The sequence below is a fragment of the Xenorhabdus stockiae genome (genome assembly GCF_002632825.1).
In the GTDB taxonomy this organism is placed as follows: Bacteria; Pseudomonadota; Gammaproteobacteria; order Enterobacterales; family Enterobacteriaceae; genus Xenorhabdus; species Xenorhabdus stockiae.
Genome location: NZ_NJAJ01000029.1, coordinates 21,461 through 36,987 on the forward strand (window position 1 = coordinate 21,461; position 15,527 = coordinate 36,987).

Consider the following 15,527-nt stretch of genomic DNA (forward strand, 5'->3'; position numbering starts at 1 on the left):
TCCTTATAATGATGCACCGTAGGTGACGTTCGGCGCACTGCTTTCCTTGAGGCGGGCACTGTCACAGACGGCAACGCCTGCAATATGCCCTACTTTTATTAATAATGGCTGAGTCGGAATAGCCGCAGCATACGTACAATAGTCTGCACCGATACTGCCCACCCGCATCAGCAACTGATTTTTCGCGATCACTTCAAAGCGATAACGACGGCAGGTGCGCCCGTACTGACGGATGATATTCATCAGCAAATCAGGGTTAGCCGCTATCTGGCTGTCACTGAGGCGCAGGATAATCACATCCCAGTCAATCTCCGGCTGGCGTTCCAGTAGCTCCACATAGCCCACACCGAGGCGTTCAAAGATGGCAATAAACCCGGCGATGCTGCCCGCATCTTTGGCGTTGATAAAGGCGTACTTCACGCGCTTGCGAAACAGCGGCAACGGTTCGCCATTAAAACGCTGGATATCCCGCTGATAGGCCAGCACCGATAACAACGCTTCGGTGCAGGTTTCGGCATCCAGTTGCGCCAGCGGCCATGTCAGCCAGCCGTGAACCTGTGTCCAGAATGCCCGCGCCGCCCCCAGTAATTTGGCAGGTTCACCCTTATCCATCCATGAGGGCAGGGCCAATCGCTGAAGACGTTGCCTGAACTCAGACATTTTTCACCTCCACCGACAGCTTTTTCAGCCGTGGTACACTTAAGTCACTGAGAATATCCCCCAGAGAAAAGGTCAGGGATTCAATCTCGCTGAATTCACGGTGGATTTCCCGCCCTAAGTTGGAAAAGGAAAAACGCGAGTAGGGCCACGTTTTTTTCACCGGATACTGACTATTTTCCCGAAAGGCACAGCGGATCAGGTTCTCGATATCCCGTTTCAGGGTGGCTATCTGCTCGTTGCTGTAATTCGCCAGACTGACCACAAACAGCGTGACCGCTAAATCATGCTGGGTTTCCGGCATCGGCAGGCACTGCATATCATCGCCATGCCCGTGGTGGCCCTGATTGGTGATGTAATCGTTGACCGCCTCAATAAACGGCTGACTGGTGACGCCTGAATCCAGCAACAGATATGCATTGGCGGTGCCTGCCCCACGGGGCGCATCATGCAGAAAGAAGATGCGATCAATGCTTAACCCCGCCACGGCTGCAATCATGCCCCGGTACACCGCATCGGTATGATAGTTACCCACGAGGTTATATTGGTTGCGGCAACGGTCACGCAAATCATCATCGGATTCGGCATCCGCGCCAGGGGTTAACAGCCAGCCTTCTTCATTTTGTACCCGCGCAATACCGGACACCGCCACAGGCAGAATGCGAAAATAACCGGGGGCCAGATTGAATGCCCCGCCTGCTACTTCGGCTGTGACAGGCAGTAAAGCACTGCTGACCCCCTCGGCAATGGCCACGCTTTCCGTGGTGCTGACCCGGTAAATTTCCCCGTTAAGGCGTTCGGTCTGGATCACCGTTCCGGCGGGCACGGTCACGGCGGAGGCTCCGGCCGCCTTATAAAAACGGATCACACCCTGTGCCGCCGAAGCAGGCTTGCGTTTCAGGTTCACGCCCCACGCGAACATATCCAGCCATGAACCGGATGCGCTCGCCAGATACATATTTTTCAGCGTGACATTGATTAATGCCTCTTTCAGCCACAGCACCGGGCGCGTGACAATCGTGTTAATCAGCCGCCAGAACGGGGACATGCGCGAGGTGTTAGTGACCAGCCCGGCTTCGTCCACCACACTGGCAAAGGCTTTGCTGATGTCGGCTTCCGTGGTCGGCATCCCGCTGTCACGCAGTACCTTTTCATAATCAATGGTAGGTTTAGTGTCCATGTCCCACGCTCACACTCAGGCGGCCAAAATCGTAGGTTTCCGCTGTTATCCATAATTTGGTGGGTGACTCTTCATGAATGCTGACGGTGCCCGGAATAATCCGCTCATCGTCCTCAACCAGAATTTCAATCTGGGTACGGATATCCGCCCGTAAGGTCGGGCTGCGTTCGGCGACCAGCTCGGTGGCAAGGCCACTTTCCATAATGGCGTGAACACAGTCCTGACCGACCGAATAGCGGTTATCGCAAAAACGCGGTTCATTCCCGGAGTTCAGCGTAAAATCCCCGCCCGTAATCCATAAATCAATGTATTTTGGCTCATCCATAAGCCACCTGCTCCCATTCTGTGAGTTGTCCCGGAGTGACGTTGCCTGTCACATTCAGCGTCACGTTTTCAATCCGGCGACTGTTATCAATGGATGTCTGGCTATTGCGGCTAAGATTCTGGTTTAAGCCGCCTTTACCAATCCCCTTCATTTGCCCGCCTGTGATAACGGTTGACGCGACCTGCGGGTTATCAATCGGCTGCTGTACGAATGGCTTCGGGGTTGAAGCGCCACCTTCAAGGGTTTTGGTTTCAATGTTAATGCCCGGAATGTAGTTCAGCTTCTCAACAATCCAGTTATACGCTTCACCAAATGACGCTTTTATGCTGTCCCATAATCCGCTAAACAGGTTGACAACACTGTCTGCCATACCGGAAAACGTCTCAGCCAGTGAAAAATTGCCGAACCAGTCACATAAATTGTTCCAGCCTTGCCCAATCGCCTGCCATGCCGCGCCAAATATCTGCGCCAGCGTACTCACGGTTTTTATCACCAGATTCAGCGGCAGCATCAGCAAGCCAATGGCCCCCGACACCAGACGACCGAAAGCGCGGCCAGATTCCGTCACGCCCTGTAATTCTTCATCCGTATACTGGATAGGAGACAAGAGATCGGCAAACCAGCCAAACAGGGTTTTAACTGCTTTCCAGACCCAGCTAATGGCGCTCCCCAACACATCGAACAGGGGTGACAAAGGTGCCAGTGAATCACTGGCATCACCGAATCCCTGAATAAAGCCTTTAATAAACGCTTTAATCGGCTGCCAGAATTTAATCACCGCAATCACTAAAGCCGCCACCACGGCGATAATGGCCAGTACAGGCCATGTCATGGCGGTAATCCCGGCAGCAGCAGCCCAAGAGGCTATCTTGGTGACAATCAGGCAGGTACGCATCCGTGCCAGCATACTGGTTAACCCGGCACTGGCTTTCGACATCACATTCATTCTTCCCGTGAGCAGGGAAAACATAAATGCCCCGGTATTCCATAACGGGATCAAACCCAACCAGATAAAACGGGATACGCCCATCACGATATTGGCCACAGCACCCGCTGCCGCGAATCCGATAATGCCCGCCGAGATATAGCCAATCCAGCGTGCGATATTGGGAAACAGTTTCAGCCAGCGCACCACTAACTGGCTGATGTTCGCCATCCGGTTGACCAGCGAAGACACCGCAGGCAGCAGGGTTGACCCCACCGCAATACGGATATTTTGCCAGATGGCTTGCAGCCGTTCCCACGGGTTCGCCATCAGTTCGGCCATTTCACGGGTACGCTTCATGCCATCATTTGCGCCCAGTGCCGTCATGTTCTTGCGCAGTACATCGATATTGCCGTAAAGCTGTTTAACGACTACGGCAGAATCCCCGAACGCGGCTTCAATTTCGGCCTGCGCTTTCAGGTTGCCTTCAATGCTTTTGCCGTATTTGGCCTGCAATTTCTCCAGCATTTCCGGCATGGATAACAACTTGCCGGAGGCATTGGTAAAACTTAGGCCCAGTTTTCTGCCGCTGGCTTCGGCATTGGTAATAAATGACTCATACGCGCCGCTGGCTTCGCCGCCCAGCGAACGGTTAAGTTCTCCCAAGACCGCTAATTGTTCATCCATGCCCACACCAAACTGAGTGCCGGCCGCCCGTGCCCCTTCCATCAGGTCAGTGATTTCTGACATCGACGTGCCGAACGTTTTCGACATTATCACCGCCTTGCCTGCCAGTTCTTCGGCAAACTGGAGATGACCGACGGCGTTAGCGTGGCTGGCAAACTGGGTAAACATTTTCCCCATGTAACCGGCGGTATCGCTGGCACTGCTTTTCAGGGCCGCCGCCGTGGTGTTGGCAATGGTGGTCATTTGAGGCAAATCACTGTGTGACAGCCCGTTGACCGCCTTGCTGATTTCCGAAGCGGACTGCACAAACTCAATGGACGACTTGCCATACTGGGAACTGAACGTCATGGCATCTTTGGCCACTTTATTCATGACGCTGCTGTCAATGCCCTGCAAGGAGGCCGATTTCAGCGCTTCATCCATTTCAATGGCCGGATCCAGAAAGCTCTTGATTGACCAGAACGAAGCGGCCAACCCTGCACCGCCAATCGCCAGTTTGCCGAAGGCGTCCTGTGAAGACTGGGCAAACCCGGACACCGCCGCTTTCGCACTCGCCAGCGGTTGTGTGATTTTATCAATCAGGCTTAAGGTAAAATTTAATTCCTGACTCATGGTTCACCCCTGAACGCCAGCGCAATACCATTCGCGGTGGCAATGCGCGTATTTTCCCAATAACGATTATCTAACCAGATGGCACGGGCTAAATTTTCCGTATTATCTTTTTCATGCGGTAAATAATGACGGCGTAATATTAAGGCCTGTTCAAATAAACTATTGTCAATTGCCTTAACCCGTGCATTTAGTTTTTTATTTCGATATCCAGTTTCGGTGCATATTCTGCATTGACTCTTTCTACAATCTGCATCGCCGCGCCGGGGATTTGCAGGAGTTCATCCAGTGCGGCTTTTGAGGCTGGCCACACAATGCGGCGCAGGTAAGTGACAATCGGGACAATTTTATTATCCAGCGTCATGTCATTAATCATGCTGTTATAAGCAATAATATTCGGTTCAAAATGAATTTCTTTTTCCGCGATAACTAACGTAATAACTTTATTTTCTTGACTCATGAGTGAATTCCTTTCTCTTATTAATTTCGTCCACTAACTGATTATGCCGGGCAGCGCAATTGCCATATAACGCCGGATAATCCATTAAAATATTGGCAATATTATTGCCGGTCGTGCCGGTTAATGTCGGTAATCGTGTCTGACATTTTTTCAGCAGGTTTTCCTGATAAGGTTCGCCCGATGCTGTCGGCAGTGTCGTTGTACAGCCGGACAAACTCAGGGCTAACGCACACAGCAGTAAAAACAGGCTTGACCACTTCAGTACGGATTTCTCGTGGGGCGGCATTGGCGATCCCCTCCAGTTTATCTTCCAGTTGCCGAGCGGAGGCGCGGGAAATGGCTTGCAACTCCTGTCGCATGGCCTCTTTTGCGCTGGCTGCTGCCCGTGTGATATTCAGCTCGAGGCTGTCACGGTAATAGTGATTGACACGCCAGCCCGCACCGAACGCTAACGCCACGACAACAACATAAATCATCCGGGCGTTAAGCATCATTTCACTCCGTTATGTTCGAGCGAAAAATGATTACCATCGGGACGGGAAAAACGCCCGCCCCATGTGCCGCCGAGGGATTCCCAATATTCCCCCAGAGGTAAATACACCTCACTGCGGGTCTGGTATTCCCCCCGGATAAACAGATTGAGATCCACTGCCAGACGCTGGGTATGCAGACTGTTGGCAATGCCTGTCCCTTGCTGTGCATTGCGTTTTGCCTGCTCCGGGGTGCGGTAGGCTTCCCCGAACGTGACGCGATAACCGTGCTCATCGGCCCATAAAATCAATTGGGCTACCTTGACCGCAAATAGCTGCTGCTTTTCACTGAGTGTCATTTCTTTAGCTTCCCTGTCAGCAATGCGCTCCCGCGCTTACGTAGCCAGACTTCAATTAACTGATATCCGGCAATCCCTAATGCGCTGCCAATCCCCGTGACCGCGATCGGACTGATACCCGGCCACCAAATCAGCAGCGCGCCTGCCATCACTGACACCGCCGAACCAAGAATAATCCGGCCAATAAACAGCCGTAAGGTGATCGGTTCATTGCCGGTCAGCATCTTGCCTAACGCAATCAGTGCCCCCAATAGCACGAGCGTCACAAACGTTTTTTCATGCTCTTCCATGAGTTCTGTCCTTACCCTATCAGGCTTTGCGTCAGTTCCGCTTCCAGATAGGGAATACCATTGATGCGCACAAAATCCGGGCTGGTCACCACAAACTTCACTTTGTGGGTCATAACGCTGCCGCCTTTCGGGTCAACGTCCAGAATGTCGCTGACAATCAGCTTGCAGCCGTACGCCTCCACCTTGATTTCTTCGTTGCCGGCTTTGGCGTACCACATCAGGTCAACGGGTTGAATACCCCGCCATGAGCCAGCGCTGCGCGCTTTCGCGGTGACGATTTCCAGATATTTGGTACTGAGTTCAATCTCTCCCTCAGCGGCGACATCCCCGGCGATATAGCCATCCGGTACGCCCTGAGTCTGGGCGGCGGCGGTGTTATCGGTAATGGACAGATTGACCTTTTCGGCATGCACCAGATCCCCGTCCATATTAAAATCAACCGACTGGCCTGAAATACGTTGGCTCATGCGCTTTTCTCCAGACTGCTATCCAGCAACAGGCTCACAGAAATGCCTTTCGGACATTCGTAAGTGCGGATAGTGATATAAATTTCCACGGTGTTTTTATTGCGCCATGTGATCACGACATCACCGTCTTTCGGGGACTTCACCTCACCGGGGAACGTCACGCCGTTAATTTCGGTACTGCGCGACATTTCACGTAATGTACGGGCGAAATAAGCCTGATGCGTGGCGGTGCTGCCCGGCGTACTGTTCAGACTGCGGTCGGCAATTTTGGCAATCGCCTGCAAACGCACACGGCGGGCCACTTTATCGACGACGCGCAGATTTTCGATGCTCTGGTAGTCGCCGCCTTCCACATCCAGTGTCCGGCCATCAGACCAATACAGGCCGTCATAGTCGGGATACCACATCGGCACGCTGAAACGCAGTTTTTCCAGTGCCTGCAAGGTGGCTAAATCAATGGATTTACCGGTACCATCTTTCGGAAAATCAGACGCGCCCAAATCCAGCAATGGCCCGGTCTGCACCCGTGCCGGGCTGTCGGCCACCGTGACAGCGCGATTGCATAAACGCCCGGCCAGTACGCCTGCCTCATTGCCCCACAGACACGGTACCAACTGCACGGAGGACACGGCCTCACCCTTTTGCAGTTCCGCCAGACGGGTGACGTAATCCGCCCACGGCTCTTTAGACTGGGGGCCATCCACCGCCAGTATTGCCCACTGCCAGCGACCAAATTTAGCAATGGTAGTGGCACGCAGGGTTTGTGCGGCCTTAATCACGTCTTTGGTCGCCCCATTGGTCAACACATAGCCTTCAACACTGGCGATGGTCTGCGCCGCAATAATCGCGTCCACAAACGCCCGTTCGTCGGCCAGTTCCGGCAGAATATGCACGTACCCTGCCCAGTTCTGCCCGGCGTTGGCCATTGCTGCCCGTACCTGACGTTTGAGGGCGGTATCAGTCGTTCCCAATACCGCATCAAAATCGGTCTGGGTATTGACGGCAATCGTTTTGCCCACGTTGGTTTTGCCTGTTCCCACGAACAGCAATACCCGTTCAATCTCCTTGGTTTCGCCCTGCAGTTGGTTAACCTGATTAACCTGAACATGTGGCCACATAATCTAGTCCCTTATCTTCTGTTTTGTGCGTTAACATCCCAGCCATAATTGATGGCTTGGAGTTGTCGCGCCAACACCTTCATAAATTCTTCATCGTTCAGTCCTAAGAATTCACGCGCAGGCACATCAATCGTCCATGCGCTTTTGGCTGCTTTACCGCTTAGTTTGCGGATTTTTTCCCCGGCCTTGATAAAGAGCATCTTTTCAGTGATTTCTTTAATGGTGGGTTTACGCAACCTTTTCCCTTTCTTAACCTGATAGCCCAAATCCCGTAATTTTTTGGCCTGCTTAATGGTGGCTTTCCGCGTTAAATCAACGGTTTTTGTCTTATTCCCGTCTGATGCCGATTTTCGGCTCACTCGCGCCCGCATCCCATGTTGCTGTACACCGCCGACCAATCCGGCTGATACGGGATTATTGCCATTCCGGTAACGTCCGCCTTGCAGGTAAAGACGCACAGCCCCTATTTCGGGCATTTCCCGGATATGCAGTAATTTCGGTAAATTACGCAACATCTTTTTGCGCCACGGGCCTTTTCTGGCTGGCCAGCTTTCCCCGTCTGGTGATTGCTGGTTACGCACATTGCGTTTTGCGGCCTGAATCACCCCGTACTTGGCGATGCGCCATAGTAGGCGTTGTCGCTTTTTGGGTGGCAGTTCAAGGCTGTTAACGGCTTTTTTCAGCTCTTTTAGCTGAGATTGATTCAACTGGCCATTCACAATCATGATGTTTTCCCAATCCGCGCCCCGGTTTCATCAACACTGTGTACTGCACCTTGTTCAGCAAACCAGATTTCCGGCTCGGCCAGCGACCAACGTTTGTTATCGAACGGAATAATACCCTTGGGGTCTTCGCGTATCGACACGGGTTCAGCCAGTGACAGTGACACCACGACAACCGCAGTATCACCGTCTAATTCCACTGTTAAGCTGGGCCGTTCTTGCTCAACATTGGCCTCATTCACACTGTCGCCCTGTTCGGTCAGCCAGATATCAATCAGCAACGGGATATTGCGTGGATCACATTCCCGATAGGGAAAGCGCCCCCATGCAATCACCGCCTCATACTGCTGAATGAAAAACTGGTATTGCCCCAGCCCTAAATCCCGTTGTGCCGGAATAAAGCGGATTTCGTCCATTTCACTGGTAAATTCGGTTTCACAAATCCGTTTGGGCAGGTTTTCCCGCAAGAATGCGGTTAATTGCTGTAATTTGCTCATATCAAACGTACCGTTGCGCGGCTCTTTCCTTTCATGTTGCGCAGTACCACAGCGGCCTCAGCCAGCAGGCGTTTTTGCACTTCGGGGCTTTCCTGCCCCGGATTGGGGGCGCGGCTGACTAATGAGGTGTATTCCCCCAGTAAATCGGCCTTTGCCCGGGCATAAACCGCCTTTTTATACTGACTGACCAGCGCGTTATTGCCGTTAATCGAGATCCCCGGTACAACCGCAGCAGACTGATAACCTTTGGCCTGCAAACGGGATTTCAGGTGCTGTAAATCAAGATTAATCTCGGCCACGGTCGCCAGCAGCGCATTAGCGAGCATATCGTTATCCAAATCCGCAGGCAGCTTGCGATTAACCTGAAATTCCCGCAGGTTCAAATCCGGCCAAAAGCCGTCATTGATCAGTGGCGCGTCCCGGTAATCCACGGTATTGCCATTAAACATTTGGCGTTCCTCCCTGAAGAAAAAGCGGGCAGTCCGGTTTCCACGGCCATCAGCACACAGTGCCTTGCCTCCACCGCGCCCGCTCCGGCTTGCGGTAGTCGTTATTGATTAAGGTTAAGCGTTTCGTTTGTCAGTGCCCGCAAGCGGGCAGCAATGCGTTGTCGATAGGTTTTCACCCCCGATGCCGGATTGCATTGATGGGCTTTTGCCAGCCAGCTATCGGCCTGCGCCAGCACCTCCGGACTGTCCACGCTACTTGCCTTAATGTCGGCGTTATCCCCTTTTAACAGGCTTAACGCCGCGAATTTGTAGTACTTCGCCTTGATTTTCTCGTGAACTTTCCATTTCTCCGTGACATTGTGAAATGTCCGTGAAAAATAGGGTTCGACGGAATTCCCGGCTTCCGCTTCCCGTTGTGCCCAGAGCAACACGGTATCGGCCACGAACGCCGGAAAACCGCTGCGAAAATTATCGGGGGTGAGCTGTCCCTGCTCAATGGCGATATCCGCCCAGTCCAGTCCCTGACTGAATTCCCCGATATCAAATAACCAGATCACGCAGTAGGCGAAAATCGGATTGCGGTACACTTCACCCTCATCCAGATAGCGCTGTGCTGTCGGCAGATAATTGGGCAGCAGTTCCCGCCGCTTCATTTCGACCTTTTCTGCTGTCAGCGTGAGCTGGCGTAACCGCTTCACATCCTGCTCAATGGCACGGGCTTGCAGGTGCATACTGGCGCCATCGGCAATGGCAACCGCTTGTTGCCGTGCCAGCTTCTGGCGAAGTGCCACTTCAGCCCGGTGGCGTTGAGCAGGTGACAACATCAGTCTGTACCCAGTTTTTCAGTCGGTTCCGCCACCTTGCCAATTGTCACCGCCGCTTCATCATAAGCCGCGTACAACTCTGGCGTTTCCAGTGCATAACCTTCGTTACGCAGGTATTTGTTTTCGAACTGCTTACGGTCGTCCGCAAATTCCGCCTTACGCTGACGGGTATTGCGCTGGGTCAGAATTTGCAGGTTCGGCAACATCGTCACCACCATCCGTTTGCCCGGCATAAAGGGCGGCACCATCGCCGGACGGCCTGCAATCGAACTACCTAACATCTGCGCGGCAATTTTTTCCGTTGGCCTGTCGGCAGCCTGATAAAGTCGGTACTGTTCGGCGGCGACCAAATCCGCACCAACCAGCACGACCAAACGTGGATCATGGATAAATTGTTGTGGAATACAGGTATTAATCAGGTCGGAGGCCATCGAATCCAGTGATTTATGGTCACCGTGTTCATCCAGTGTCACCGGCGTAGTAACAACCTGTGAGCCTCCATTCCACTTTTTGGCAATTTGATGCCAACCTATGTTGACATCCTCGCCGTTCGGGTTCGCCTCAGGGTCGGTTGTGTCCGCCGCACTTTGACCGTTAAAGCCGATACGCAGCATATCCAGCGCAAAGGATTCATTGATAAAAGCCTGCATACGCTGGAAAAATTCGTTTTCATTGCCGGAGTTCGCCCAAACGGATAACAAGTCCCATCTCAACGCCGCACCGGAATCGGTTTCTCTCAGTTTGTATTCATTACCATCGACGCCTGTGTCACGTATAAAGCGGCCAGATTTCTTACGTCCGGTAAACAGTCCCGGATTACCAACCGACACCACCTGACCAGAAAGCTGATCCACATCCGCACAGGTGATCATGTTAAGGAAATCGACCGACTCCAGCAGCGCGGTGCGCAAAGCGGTTTCTTTTGGGTCAGTCAGTGAGAAGTAACGTGAGGTATCTTCAATTTCAACCCCATAGGATTCGGCTAATCCCGCCGTGTATTTTTGCAAAAATGCTCGTGCCCGTTGATTTAGTTGCATAGCGCTTCCCTTCGCAGTTATAGGAAATTAAAACGGGCGTTTTTATTGCCTTTCGGGTTGCGTGACGGCACACGGGTTGCCAGCGTGTCCAGCTTGCCGAAGTTTTTCAAAATCGCAGGCAAACTTGACTTTAAGCGGGCGAATTCTTCGGTATCCACCACTTCTTTAACGGTTTCGACATCTTCCTGGACTTCTTCCACGGTCTGCTCGGTGGATTCCAGCTTGCTTTCGACGGCGGTCATTCGCTTATCCATCTCGGCCAACGCCTCAGCAATTGCCTGCAACGCCTCGTTACCCGTGGTTTCGGCTGGGGTTCCCTCCGGCTCTTCCATGTTAAAAAAGCTTCTCCATCCTTTTTTGGCCTTTGCCATCTTGCTTTCCTTAATATCTTTAACTTCGTCAATCACCAGCGGCTTATACGCGCCTGACCGATGAGGATTTTTGTTTTTACTAAACTGTAGGCGAGTTGTACCTACACTCGCTGGCGAGTCCGTGACTGCCAGTCCTTCCAGATAGGTTTTGCCTGTGCCGCGAAAATTACCGTTCGCCGTAAACTCCACGGAGGTAAATAACAGTTGGCCGTCCCGGTTGGCATCCAACAAGCGGTGATTAGGCCGCAGTTGTGCATAAAGACGTAAAGCTCCGTCTTCCCCACGTTCAGCTTTAACCGCGAGCACTTCCCCCATCGCCCCGAACCAACGGTCGTGTTCCGGCCAGATTCGGGCGGTATACAGTTGAGGGTCGTAGAGTTCGGCGGCATCCAGAATCCACTGCGGTTCCATCACCCGACCATCAACCGTGTCGCCCTCCATGGCAATGCATATCCAGTTCGTCATTAACTGAGACATATTGCTTCCTTGTCGTTTGCTTCCCTCACAGTATTGCGGATTCAAAAAAATGCTGCGACAGGCGCAATGCGATTGAATTCGGATATGGCGCATAACCGAATTGAACCGAAGTTGATTGGGCGTAAGGGGAAAATTAGCCCTGCATAATGAGGACTGAGAAATAAAGGATAGTCAGGAAAAGGAAGAATGGCCAAATATTCAGATGAATTAATTAAAGTGGCGAAGTCGCTGTACCTGCGCCGCTATACCCCGGCTGAAATTGCCGGTGAACTGAATCTGCCCAATCGACGGATTGTGTATTACTGGGCGGAAAAATGGCACTGGGCGGATATGCTCAGCCATGAAAGTGTGATTGAGGCAATTGACCGCCGTCTTGTGCTGCTCAGTGAGCGTAATAATAAAACCACGCTGGAATTGGACGAATATGATCGTCTTGTTGCCCATCATGTGAAACTGATAGCGCAGGAGAATAAGCACAAAGAAAAACTGGCTGACATTAAAGCACGGGCACAGTCAGGCAGCCAGAGTGATGAAGGCCAATATGGTGACGGCGAGCCGAAGAAAAAGAAGCGCTACCGTAAAAATGATATTTCAGCGCTGACAGAAGAAGATTTTCAGACCTTTGTTGATGGCAATCTGTTTGGCTATCAGAAACACCTACGTGCCAATAAGCATAAGCAGGTGCGGAATATCCTCAAATCGCGCCAGATTGGTGCGACATGGTATTTTGCGTTCGAGGCTTTGGAAGATGCGGTACTAACGGGTAACCCGCAAATATTTATGTCCGCCTCCAAACCACAGGCCGAAGTCTTCCGCTCTTATATTGTCAATTTTGCCGAACAATTTTTCGGGGTGACACTGACGGGTAACCCAATACGCTTAAGTAATGGGGCTGAGCTGCGTTTCTTATCCACCAATAAGAACACCGCCCAATCTTATAACGGCCATCTCTATTGCGATGAATACTTCTGGATACCTGATTTTAAGCACCTGAATGAAGTCGCTTCCGCAATGGCGACTATTGATAAATGGCGTACCACTTATTTTTCAACCCCCAGTGCAAAAACGCATTCCGCATACCCCTTCTGGACAGGTGATACATGGCGTGGCAATGATGCTAAACGTAAGAATGTGGATTTTCCTACTTTTAATGAATACCGCAATGGGGGACGTGATTGCCCGGATAGCCAGTGGCGTTATGTCATCACCATGGAGGATGCCATCAAAGGTGGGTATAACCTTGCCAATATCGACCGCCTGCGCAACAAGTACAATGCAGACACCTTTAACATGCTCTATATGTGCCAGTTTGTGGACAGCGGTGCATCTGTCTTCAAATATCACCAACTGGAAAAATGCGGCGTTGATATCAATCTCTGGGAAGATCACGACCCGGATGCCTCGCGCCCGTTTGGTGAGCGTGAAGTCTGGGGCGGTTTTGACCCGGCCCGCTCCGGCGATACCTCCACCTTTGTCATTGTCGCCCCACCGCTGATGGCGGGTGAACGCTTTCGGGTATTAGCCACGTTCTACTGGCAGGGCATGAACTGGAAACATCAGGCCAAACTGATTGAAGTGCTGTTCAAACGTTACCGTTTTACCCATATTGGCATTGATACCACGGGCATTGGGCACGGGGTTTATGAAATGGTGCAGGACTTCGCCCCACGGCAAACGCAGGCCATCCACTACAGCCAGCAGAGCAAAAACCAACTGGTGATGAAGATGATCGATGTGGTCAGCGAAGAACGCCTTGAGTGGGACGGAGAACAAAAAGAAATCCTGGCTTCATTCTTAGCTATCCGGCATACCACCACCGCCAAAGGGGGGGCAATGACCTTTGTGGCTGACCGTTCGCAGGAAACCGGACACGCTGACGTGTTCTGGGCTATTGCCCATGCCCTGATGAATGAACCGCTTAACCACGAGAAGAAACGCACCTCTAAATATTCATTTTCAAAGGCCACACAATGAGCAGAAGAAAGTTCAGGAAGAACGCTAAAGCGTCACACGTCCCGCATTCGCAGCGGAAAATGAGCATTATCACACTGGGTAAACCCGAACCGATACTCACTTCCATGACCGATTACCAGAAAATCTGGTATGACAATGATTATGATCACTACACGTTGCCGATTGACCGTCTGGCGCTGGCGCAGCTGACCAACATGAACGGGCAGCATGGCGGCGTTCTCTATGCCCGGCACAATATGATTGCCTCGGATTATCTCGGGGGCGGTCTGACCCATGAACAATTCCGGTCGGCCATGATGAATTTCCTGATTTTCGGCGATGTGGCCCTGCTGAAAGTGCGTAACTTCTGGGGCGATATTGTCAGACTGGAAGTCTTGCCGTCCCTGTATCTGCGCCGCCGTAAAGACGGGGATTTTGTGATATTGCAGGAGGGTGAGCCTTTGGTTTACACCCCGGAAGAAGTGATTTTTATCAAGCAGTATGATCCCCAGCAACAGGTTTACGGCCTGCCCGATTATATCGGCGGCATTCATGCGGCCCTGCTCAACTCCGAAGCGACCATTTTCCGCCGCCGCTACTACCACAACGGCGGGCATACAGGCGGCATGATTTACATCAATGACCCGAATATCTCCGATGAAGCCGAAAAAGAAATTGAGAACAAGCTGGCCCAAAGCAAGGGCATCGGTAACTTTGAAACCATGTTTGTGAGCATTCCCAACGGCGACCCGGACGGCATTAAATTTATTCCGGTCGGGGATATTTCCGCCAATGATGAGTTTGCCAATGTGAAAAGCATCAGTTCACAGGATGTGCTGACCGCCCACCGATTCCCAGCGGGACTGGCAGGCATTATCCCGACCAATGTCGGCGGACTGGGCGACCCGGAAAAAGCCCGTGATGCTTATCGCAAGGATGAAGTGATCCCCGTGCAGAATATGTTTATGAACGCCATCAATAGCAGTAATATTCCCGAAACATTATTCGTTCATTTCAAGAAAGATAACGACAGTTCGGGTGCAAAATGAGCAAGAAAATGGTAAAATCGAGGAAAATCGACACATTAGGGAAAAGAAACATGCGTGTATTAAAAATAATCTGCCCTGAGTGCGGCGCTAAGTCGGTTATCCGTAAAACCAACCGGATGCACCACCAGATCGCTGATATTTATTGTTCGTGTTCAGATGTGGAATGTGGGCACACTTTTGTTATGAATTTGACGTTTTCACACACTATCAGCCCCAGTGCTAAAACAGGCGATATCCTGTTGCAGACTGTGATTAATAACCTCAATCCGCAACAGCGCCAAATGGCGTTAGATTTGCTGCAAACCAGTGCCGCATAAGTTCAGTTTTGAGCCACTATTTAGTGGCTTTTCTATTATTATCATTTCACTTTTGGCCTGTTCGACCAGTTCCCATATCCAGTTCAGCGCCACTTGCCTGTCTTTATCATTCAAATTATCCAAACCACCCATCCGAGAAAGTAACTCAACACGTTCTAAAAAAACCAATCGTTCCAAATCGTCAGACATCATTTCCCTACCATTCGTTATATTACATTTGCCATACTGTATATATGAACAGACGAAAACTAATATAATTATTATTTGTATTAATTTCATTAAGA

The 15,527-nt window shown here is 51.5% G+C and carries 22 protein-coding genes; 3 read left to right on the top strand and 19 right to left on the bottom strand.

The features are described 5' to 3' along the window. Positions 1-3 precede the first annotated feature (3 nt). The 18 genes from Xsto_RS14645 to Xsto_RS14725 all read right to left on the bottom strand — a co-directional run bounded on the left by Xsto_RS14645 (position 4) and on the right by Xsto_RS14725 (position 11,924). Positions 4-660, bottom strand: coding sequence for a phage tail protein (locus tag Xsto_RS14645; RefSeq protein ID WP_099125494.1), 657 nt, complete (start codon positions 658-660; stop codon positions 4-6). Then, positions 653-1,837, bottom strand: coding sequence for a baseplate J/gp47 family protein (locus Xsto_RS14650; RefSeq protein WP_099125495.1), 1,185 nt, complete (start codon positions 1,835-1,837; stop codon positions 653-655). Before Xsto_RS14650 ends, Xsto_RS14645 begins: the two co-directional genes overlap by 8 nt. Further along, complete coding sequence (locus tag Xsto_RS14655) at positions 1,827-2,162, bottom strand: DUF2590 family protein (RefSeq protein ID WP_099125496.1); 336 nt, start codon at positions 2,160-2,162, stop codon at positions 1,827-1,829. The genes Xsto_RS14650 and Xsto_RS14655 overlap by 11 nt, the downstream gene beginning before the upstream one ends. Next, entirely contained in the window at positions 2,155-4,386 is a 2,232-nt protein-coding gene (locus Xsto_RS14660; protein ID WP_099125497.1) for a phage tail tape measure protein, read from the bottom strand. Before Xsto_RS14660 ends, Xsto_RS14655 begins: the two co-directional genes overlap by 8 nt. After that, positions 4,383-4,610 (bottom strand): DUF6890 family protein, encoded by a 228-nt coding sequence (locus Xsto_RS22885; RefSeq protein WP_422646202.1) that lies wholly within the window; start codon positions 4,608-4,610, stop codon positions 4,383-4,385. Before Xsto_RS22885 ends, Xsto_RS14660 begins: the two co-directional genes overlap by 4 nt. Continuing rightward, positions 4,574-4,843, bottom strand: coding sequence for a putative phage tail assembly chaperone (locus Xsto_RS14665; RefSeq protein ID WP_099125498.1), 270 nt, complete (start codon positions 4,841-4,843; stop codon positions 4,574-4,576). The genes Xsto_RS22885 and Xsto_RS14665 overlap by 37 nt, the downstream gene beginning before the upstream one ends. After that, the gene (locus Xsto_RS22220) at positions 4,827-5,036 is read right to left on the bottom strand and encodes a hypothetical protein (protein ID WP_099125536.1); all 210 of its coding nucleotides are present in this window, start codon (positions 5,034-5,036) and stop codon (positions 4,827-4,829) included. Before Xsto_RS22220 ends, Xsto_RS14665 begins: the two co-directional genes overlap by 17 nt. After that, positions 4,945-5,334 carry a hypothetical protein gene (locus Xsto_RS14675; RefSeq protein ID WP_099125499.1) on the bottom strand — a complete coding sequence of 130 codons (390 nt, stop codon included), beginning with the start codon at positions 5,332-5,334 and terminating at the stop codon, positions 4,945-4,947. The genes Xsto_RS22220 and Xsto_RS14675 overlap by 92 nt, the downstream gene beginning before the upstream one ends. Beyond that, positions 5,334-5,672, bottom strand: a complete 339-nt coding sequence (locus tag Xsto_RS14680) for a M15 family metallopeptidase (RefSeq protein ID WP_099125500.1) — start codon at positions 5,670-5,672, stop codon at positions 5,334-5,336. The genes Xsto_RS14675 and Xsto_RS14680 overlap by 1 nt, the downstream gene beginning before the upstream one ends. Further along, the gene (locus tag Xsto_RS14685; protein ID WP_086113985.1) at positions 5,669-5,962 is read right to left on the bottom strand and encodes a phage holin family protein; all 294 of its coding nucleotides are present in this window, start codon (positions 5,960-5,962) and stop codon (positions 5,669-5,671) included. Before Xsto_RS14685 ends, Xsto_RS14680 begins: the two co-directional genes overlap by 4 nt. An 11-nt stretch (positions 5,963-5,973) precedes the next feature. Then, positions 5,974-6,429, bottom strand: coding sequence for a DUF2597 family protein (locus Xsto_RS14690; protein ID WP_086110339.1), 456 nt, complete (start codon positions 6,427-6,429; stop codon positions 5,974-5,976). Further along, positions 6,426-7,550, bottom strand: coding sequence for a DUF2586 domain-containing protein (locus tag Xsto_RS14695; RefSeq protein ID WP_211284325.1), 1,125 nt, complete (start codon positions 7,548-7,550; stop codon positions 6,426-6,428). The genes Xsto_RS14690 and Xsto_RS14695 overlap by 4 nt, the downstream gene beginning before the upstream one ends. Before the next feature lie 8 nt (positions 7,551-7,558). Beyond that, positions 7,559-8,272 (bottom strand): phage virion morphogenesis protein, encoded by a 714-nt coding sequence (locus Xsto_RS14700; RefSeq protein WP_099125502.1) that lies wholly within the window; start codon positions 8,270-8,272, stop codon positions 7,559-7,561. Beyond that, positions 8,269-8,766: a phage tail protein gene (locus tag Xsto_RS14705; protein WP_099125503.1), complete on the bottom strand. Its 498-nt coding sequence runs from the start codon at positions 8,764-8,766 to the stop codon at positions 8,269-8,271. Before Xsto_RS14705 ends, Xsto_RS14700 begins: the two co-directional genes overlap by 4 nt. Further along, positions 8,763-9,215, bottom strand: a complete 453-nt coding sequence (locus tag Xsto_RS14710; RefSeq protein ID WP_099125504.1) for a head completion/stabilization protein — start codon at positions 9,213-9,215, stop codon at positions 8,763-8,765. The genes Xsto_RS14705 and Xsto_RS14710 overlap by 4 nt, the downstream gene beginning before the upstream one ends. Before the next feature lie 101 nt (positions 9,216-9,316). Beyond that, entirely contained in the window at positions 9,317-10,039 is a 723-nt protein-coding gene (gpM, locus tag Xsto_RS14715; RefSeq protein WP_099125505.1) for a phage terminase small subunit, read from the bottom strand. Then, a complete protein-coding gene (locus tag Xsto_RS14720) occupies positions 10,039-11,076 on the bottom strand; it encodes a phage major capsid protein, P2 family (protein WP_099125506.1) in 1,038 nt (345 codons plus the stop codon). Before Xsto_RS14720 ends, gpM begins: the two co-directional genes overlap by 1 nt. A gap of 17 nt (positions 11,077-11,093) precedes the next feature. Further along, positions 11,094-11,924: a GPO family capsid scaffolding protein gene (locus tag Xsto_RS14725; RefSeq protein WP_099125507.1), complete on the bottom strand. Its 831-nt coding sequence runs from the start codon at positions 11,922-11,924 to the stop codon at positions 11,094-11,096. A 186-nt stretch (positions 11,925-12,110) separates the two neighbouring features. Between Xsto_RS14725 and Xsto_RS14730 the strand changes: the two genes are divergently transcribed. Genes Xsto_RS14730 through Xsto_RS14740 form a run of 3 tightly spaced genes read left to right on the top strand, consistent with a single transcriptional unit; the run spans position 12,111 to position 15,243 of the window. Beyond that, positions 12,111-13,898 carry a terminase large subunit domain-containing protein gene (locus Xsto_RS14730; RefSeq protein WP_099125508.1) on the top strand — a complete coding sequence of 596 codons (1,788 nt, stop codon included), beginning with the start codon at positions 12,111-12,113 and terminating at the stop codon, positions 13,896-13,898. Beyond that, positions 13,895-14,926, top strand: coding sequence for a phage portal protein (locus Xsto_RS14735; RefSeq protein WP_099125509.1), 1,032 nt, complete (start codon positions 13,895-13,897; stop codon positions 14,924-14,926). Before Xsto_RS14730 ends, Xsto_RS14735 begins: the two co-directional genes overlap by 4 nt. Next, positions 14,923-15,243 carry an Ogr/Delta-like zinc finger protein gene (locus Xsto_RS14740; protein ID WP_099125510.1) on the top strand — a complete coding sequence of 107 codons (321 nt, stop codon included), beginning with the start codon at positions 14,923-14,925 and terminating at the stop codon, positions 15,241-15,243. Before Xsto_RS14735 ends, Xsto_RS14740 begins: the two co-directional genes overlap by 4 nt. Here Xsto_RS14740 and Xsto_RS14745 read toward each other — a convergent pair. Then, positions 15,214-15,432, bottom strand: coding sequence for a hypothetical protein (locus tag Xsto_RS14745; RefSeq protein WP_211284326.1), 219 nt, complete (start codon positions 15,430-15,432; stop codon positions 15,214-15,216). The genes Xsto_RS14740 and Xsto_RS14745 overlap by 30 nt on opposite strands. Positions 15,433-15,527: the final 95 nt, after the last annotated feature.

Bases quoted from the DNA above. Each gene is read 5' to 3' on its own strand.
- Xsto_RS14680 (WP_099125500.1), bottom strand. From the start codon at position 5,672: ATGACACTCAGTGAAAAGCAGCAGCTATTTGCGGTCAAGGTAGCCCAA.
- gpM (WP_099125505.1), bottom strand. From the start codon at position 10,039: ATGTTGTCACCTGCTCAACGCCACCGGGCTGAAGTGGCACTTCGCCAG.
- Xsto_RS14655 (WP_099125496.1), bottom strand. From the start codon at position 2,162: ATGGATGAGCCAAAATACATTGATTTATGGATTACGGGCGGGGATTTT.
- Xsto_RS14685 (WP_086113985.1), bottom strand. From the start codon at position 5,962: ATGGAAGAGCATGAAAAAACGTTTGTGACGCTCGTGCTATTGGGGGCA.
- Xsto_RS14675 (WP_099125499.1), bottom strand. From the start codon at position 5,334: ATGCTTAACGCCCGGATGATTTATGTTGTTGTCGTGGCGTTAGCGTTC.
- Xsto_RS14705 (WP_099125503.1), bottom strand. From the start codon at position 8,766: ATGAGCAAATTACAGCAATTAACCGCATTCTTGCGGGAAAACCTGCCC.
- Xsto_RS14740 (WP_099125510.1), top strand. From the start codon at position 14,923: ATGAGCAAGAAAATGGTAAAATCGAGGAAAATCGACACATTAGGGAAA.
- Xsto_RS14700 (WP_099125502.1), bottom strand. From the start codon at position 8,272: ATGATTGTGAATGGCCAGTTGAATCAATCTCAGCTAAAAGAGCTGAAA.
- Xsto_RS14745 (WP_211284326.1), bottom strand. From the start codon at position 15,432: ATGTCTGACGATTTGGAACGATTGGTTTTTTTAGAACGTGTTGAGTTA.
- Xsto_RS14645 (WP_099125494.1), bottom strand. From the start codon at position 660: ATGTCTGAGTTCAGGCAACGTCTTCAGCGATTGGCCCTGCCCTCATGG.
- Xsto_RS14690 (WP_086110339.1), bottom strand. From the start codon at position 6,429: ATGAGCCAACGTATTTCAGGCCAGTCGGTTGATTTTAATATGGACGGG.
- Xsto_RS14665 (WP_099125498.1), bottom strand. From the start codon at position 4,843: ATGAGTCAAGAAAATAAAGTTATTACGTTAGTTATCGCGGAAAAAGAA.
- Xsto_RS14650 (WP_099125495.1), bottom strand. From the start codon at position 1,837: ATGGACACTAAACCTACCATTGATTATGAAAAGGTACTGCGTGACAGC.
- Xsto_RS14735 (WP_099125509.1), top strand. From the start codon at position 13,895: ATGAGCAGAAGAAAGTTCAGGAAGAACGCTAAAGCGTCACACGTCCCG.
- Xsto_RS14720 (WP_099125506.1), bottom strand. From the start codon at position 11,076: ATGCAACTAAATCAACGGGCACGAGCATTTTTGCAAAAATACACGGCG.
- Xsto_RS14725 (WP_099125507.1), bottom strand. From the start codon at position 11,924: ATGTCTCAGTTAATGACGAACTGGATATGCATTGCCATGGAGGGCGAC.
- Xsto_RS14730 (WP_099125508.1), top strand. From the start codon at position 12,111: ATGGCCAAATATTCAGATGAATTAATTAAAGTGGCGAAGTCGCTGTAC.
- Xsto_RS14660 (WP_099125497.1), bottom strand. From the start codon at position 4,386: ATGAGTCAGGAATTAAATTTTACCTTAAGCCTGATTGATAAAATCACA.
- Xsto_RS14710 (WP_099125504.1), bottom strand. From the start codon at position 9,215: ATGTTTAATGGCAATACCGTGGATTACCGGGACGCGCCACTGATCAAT.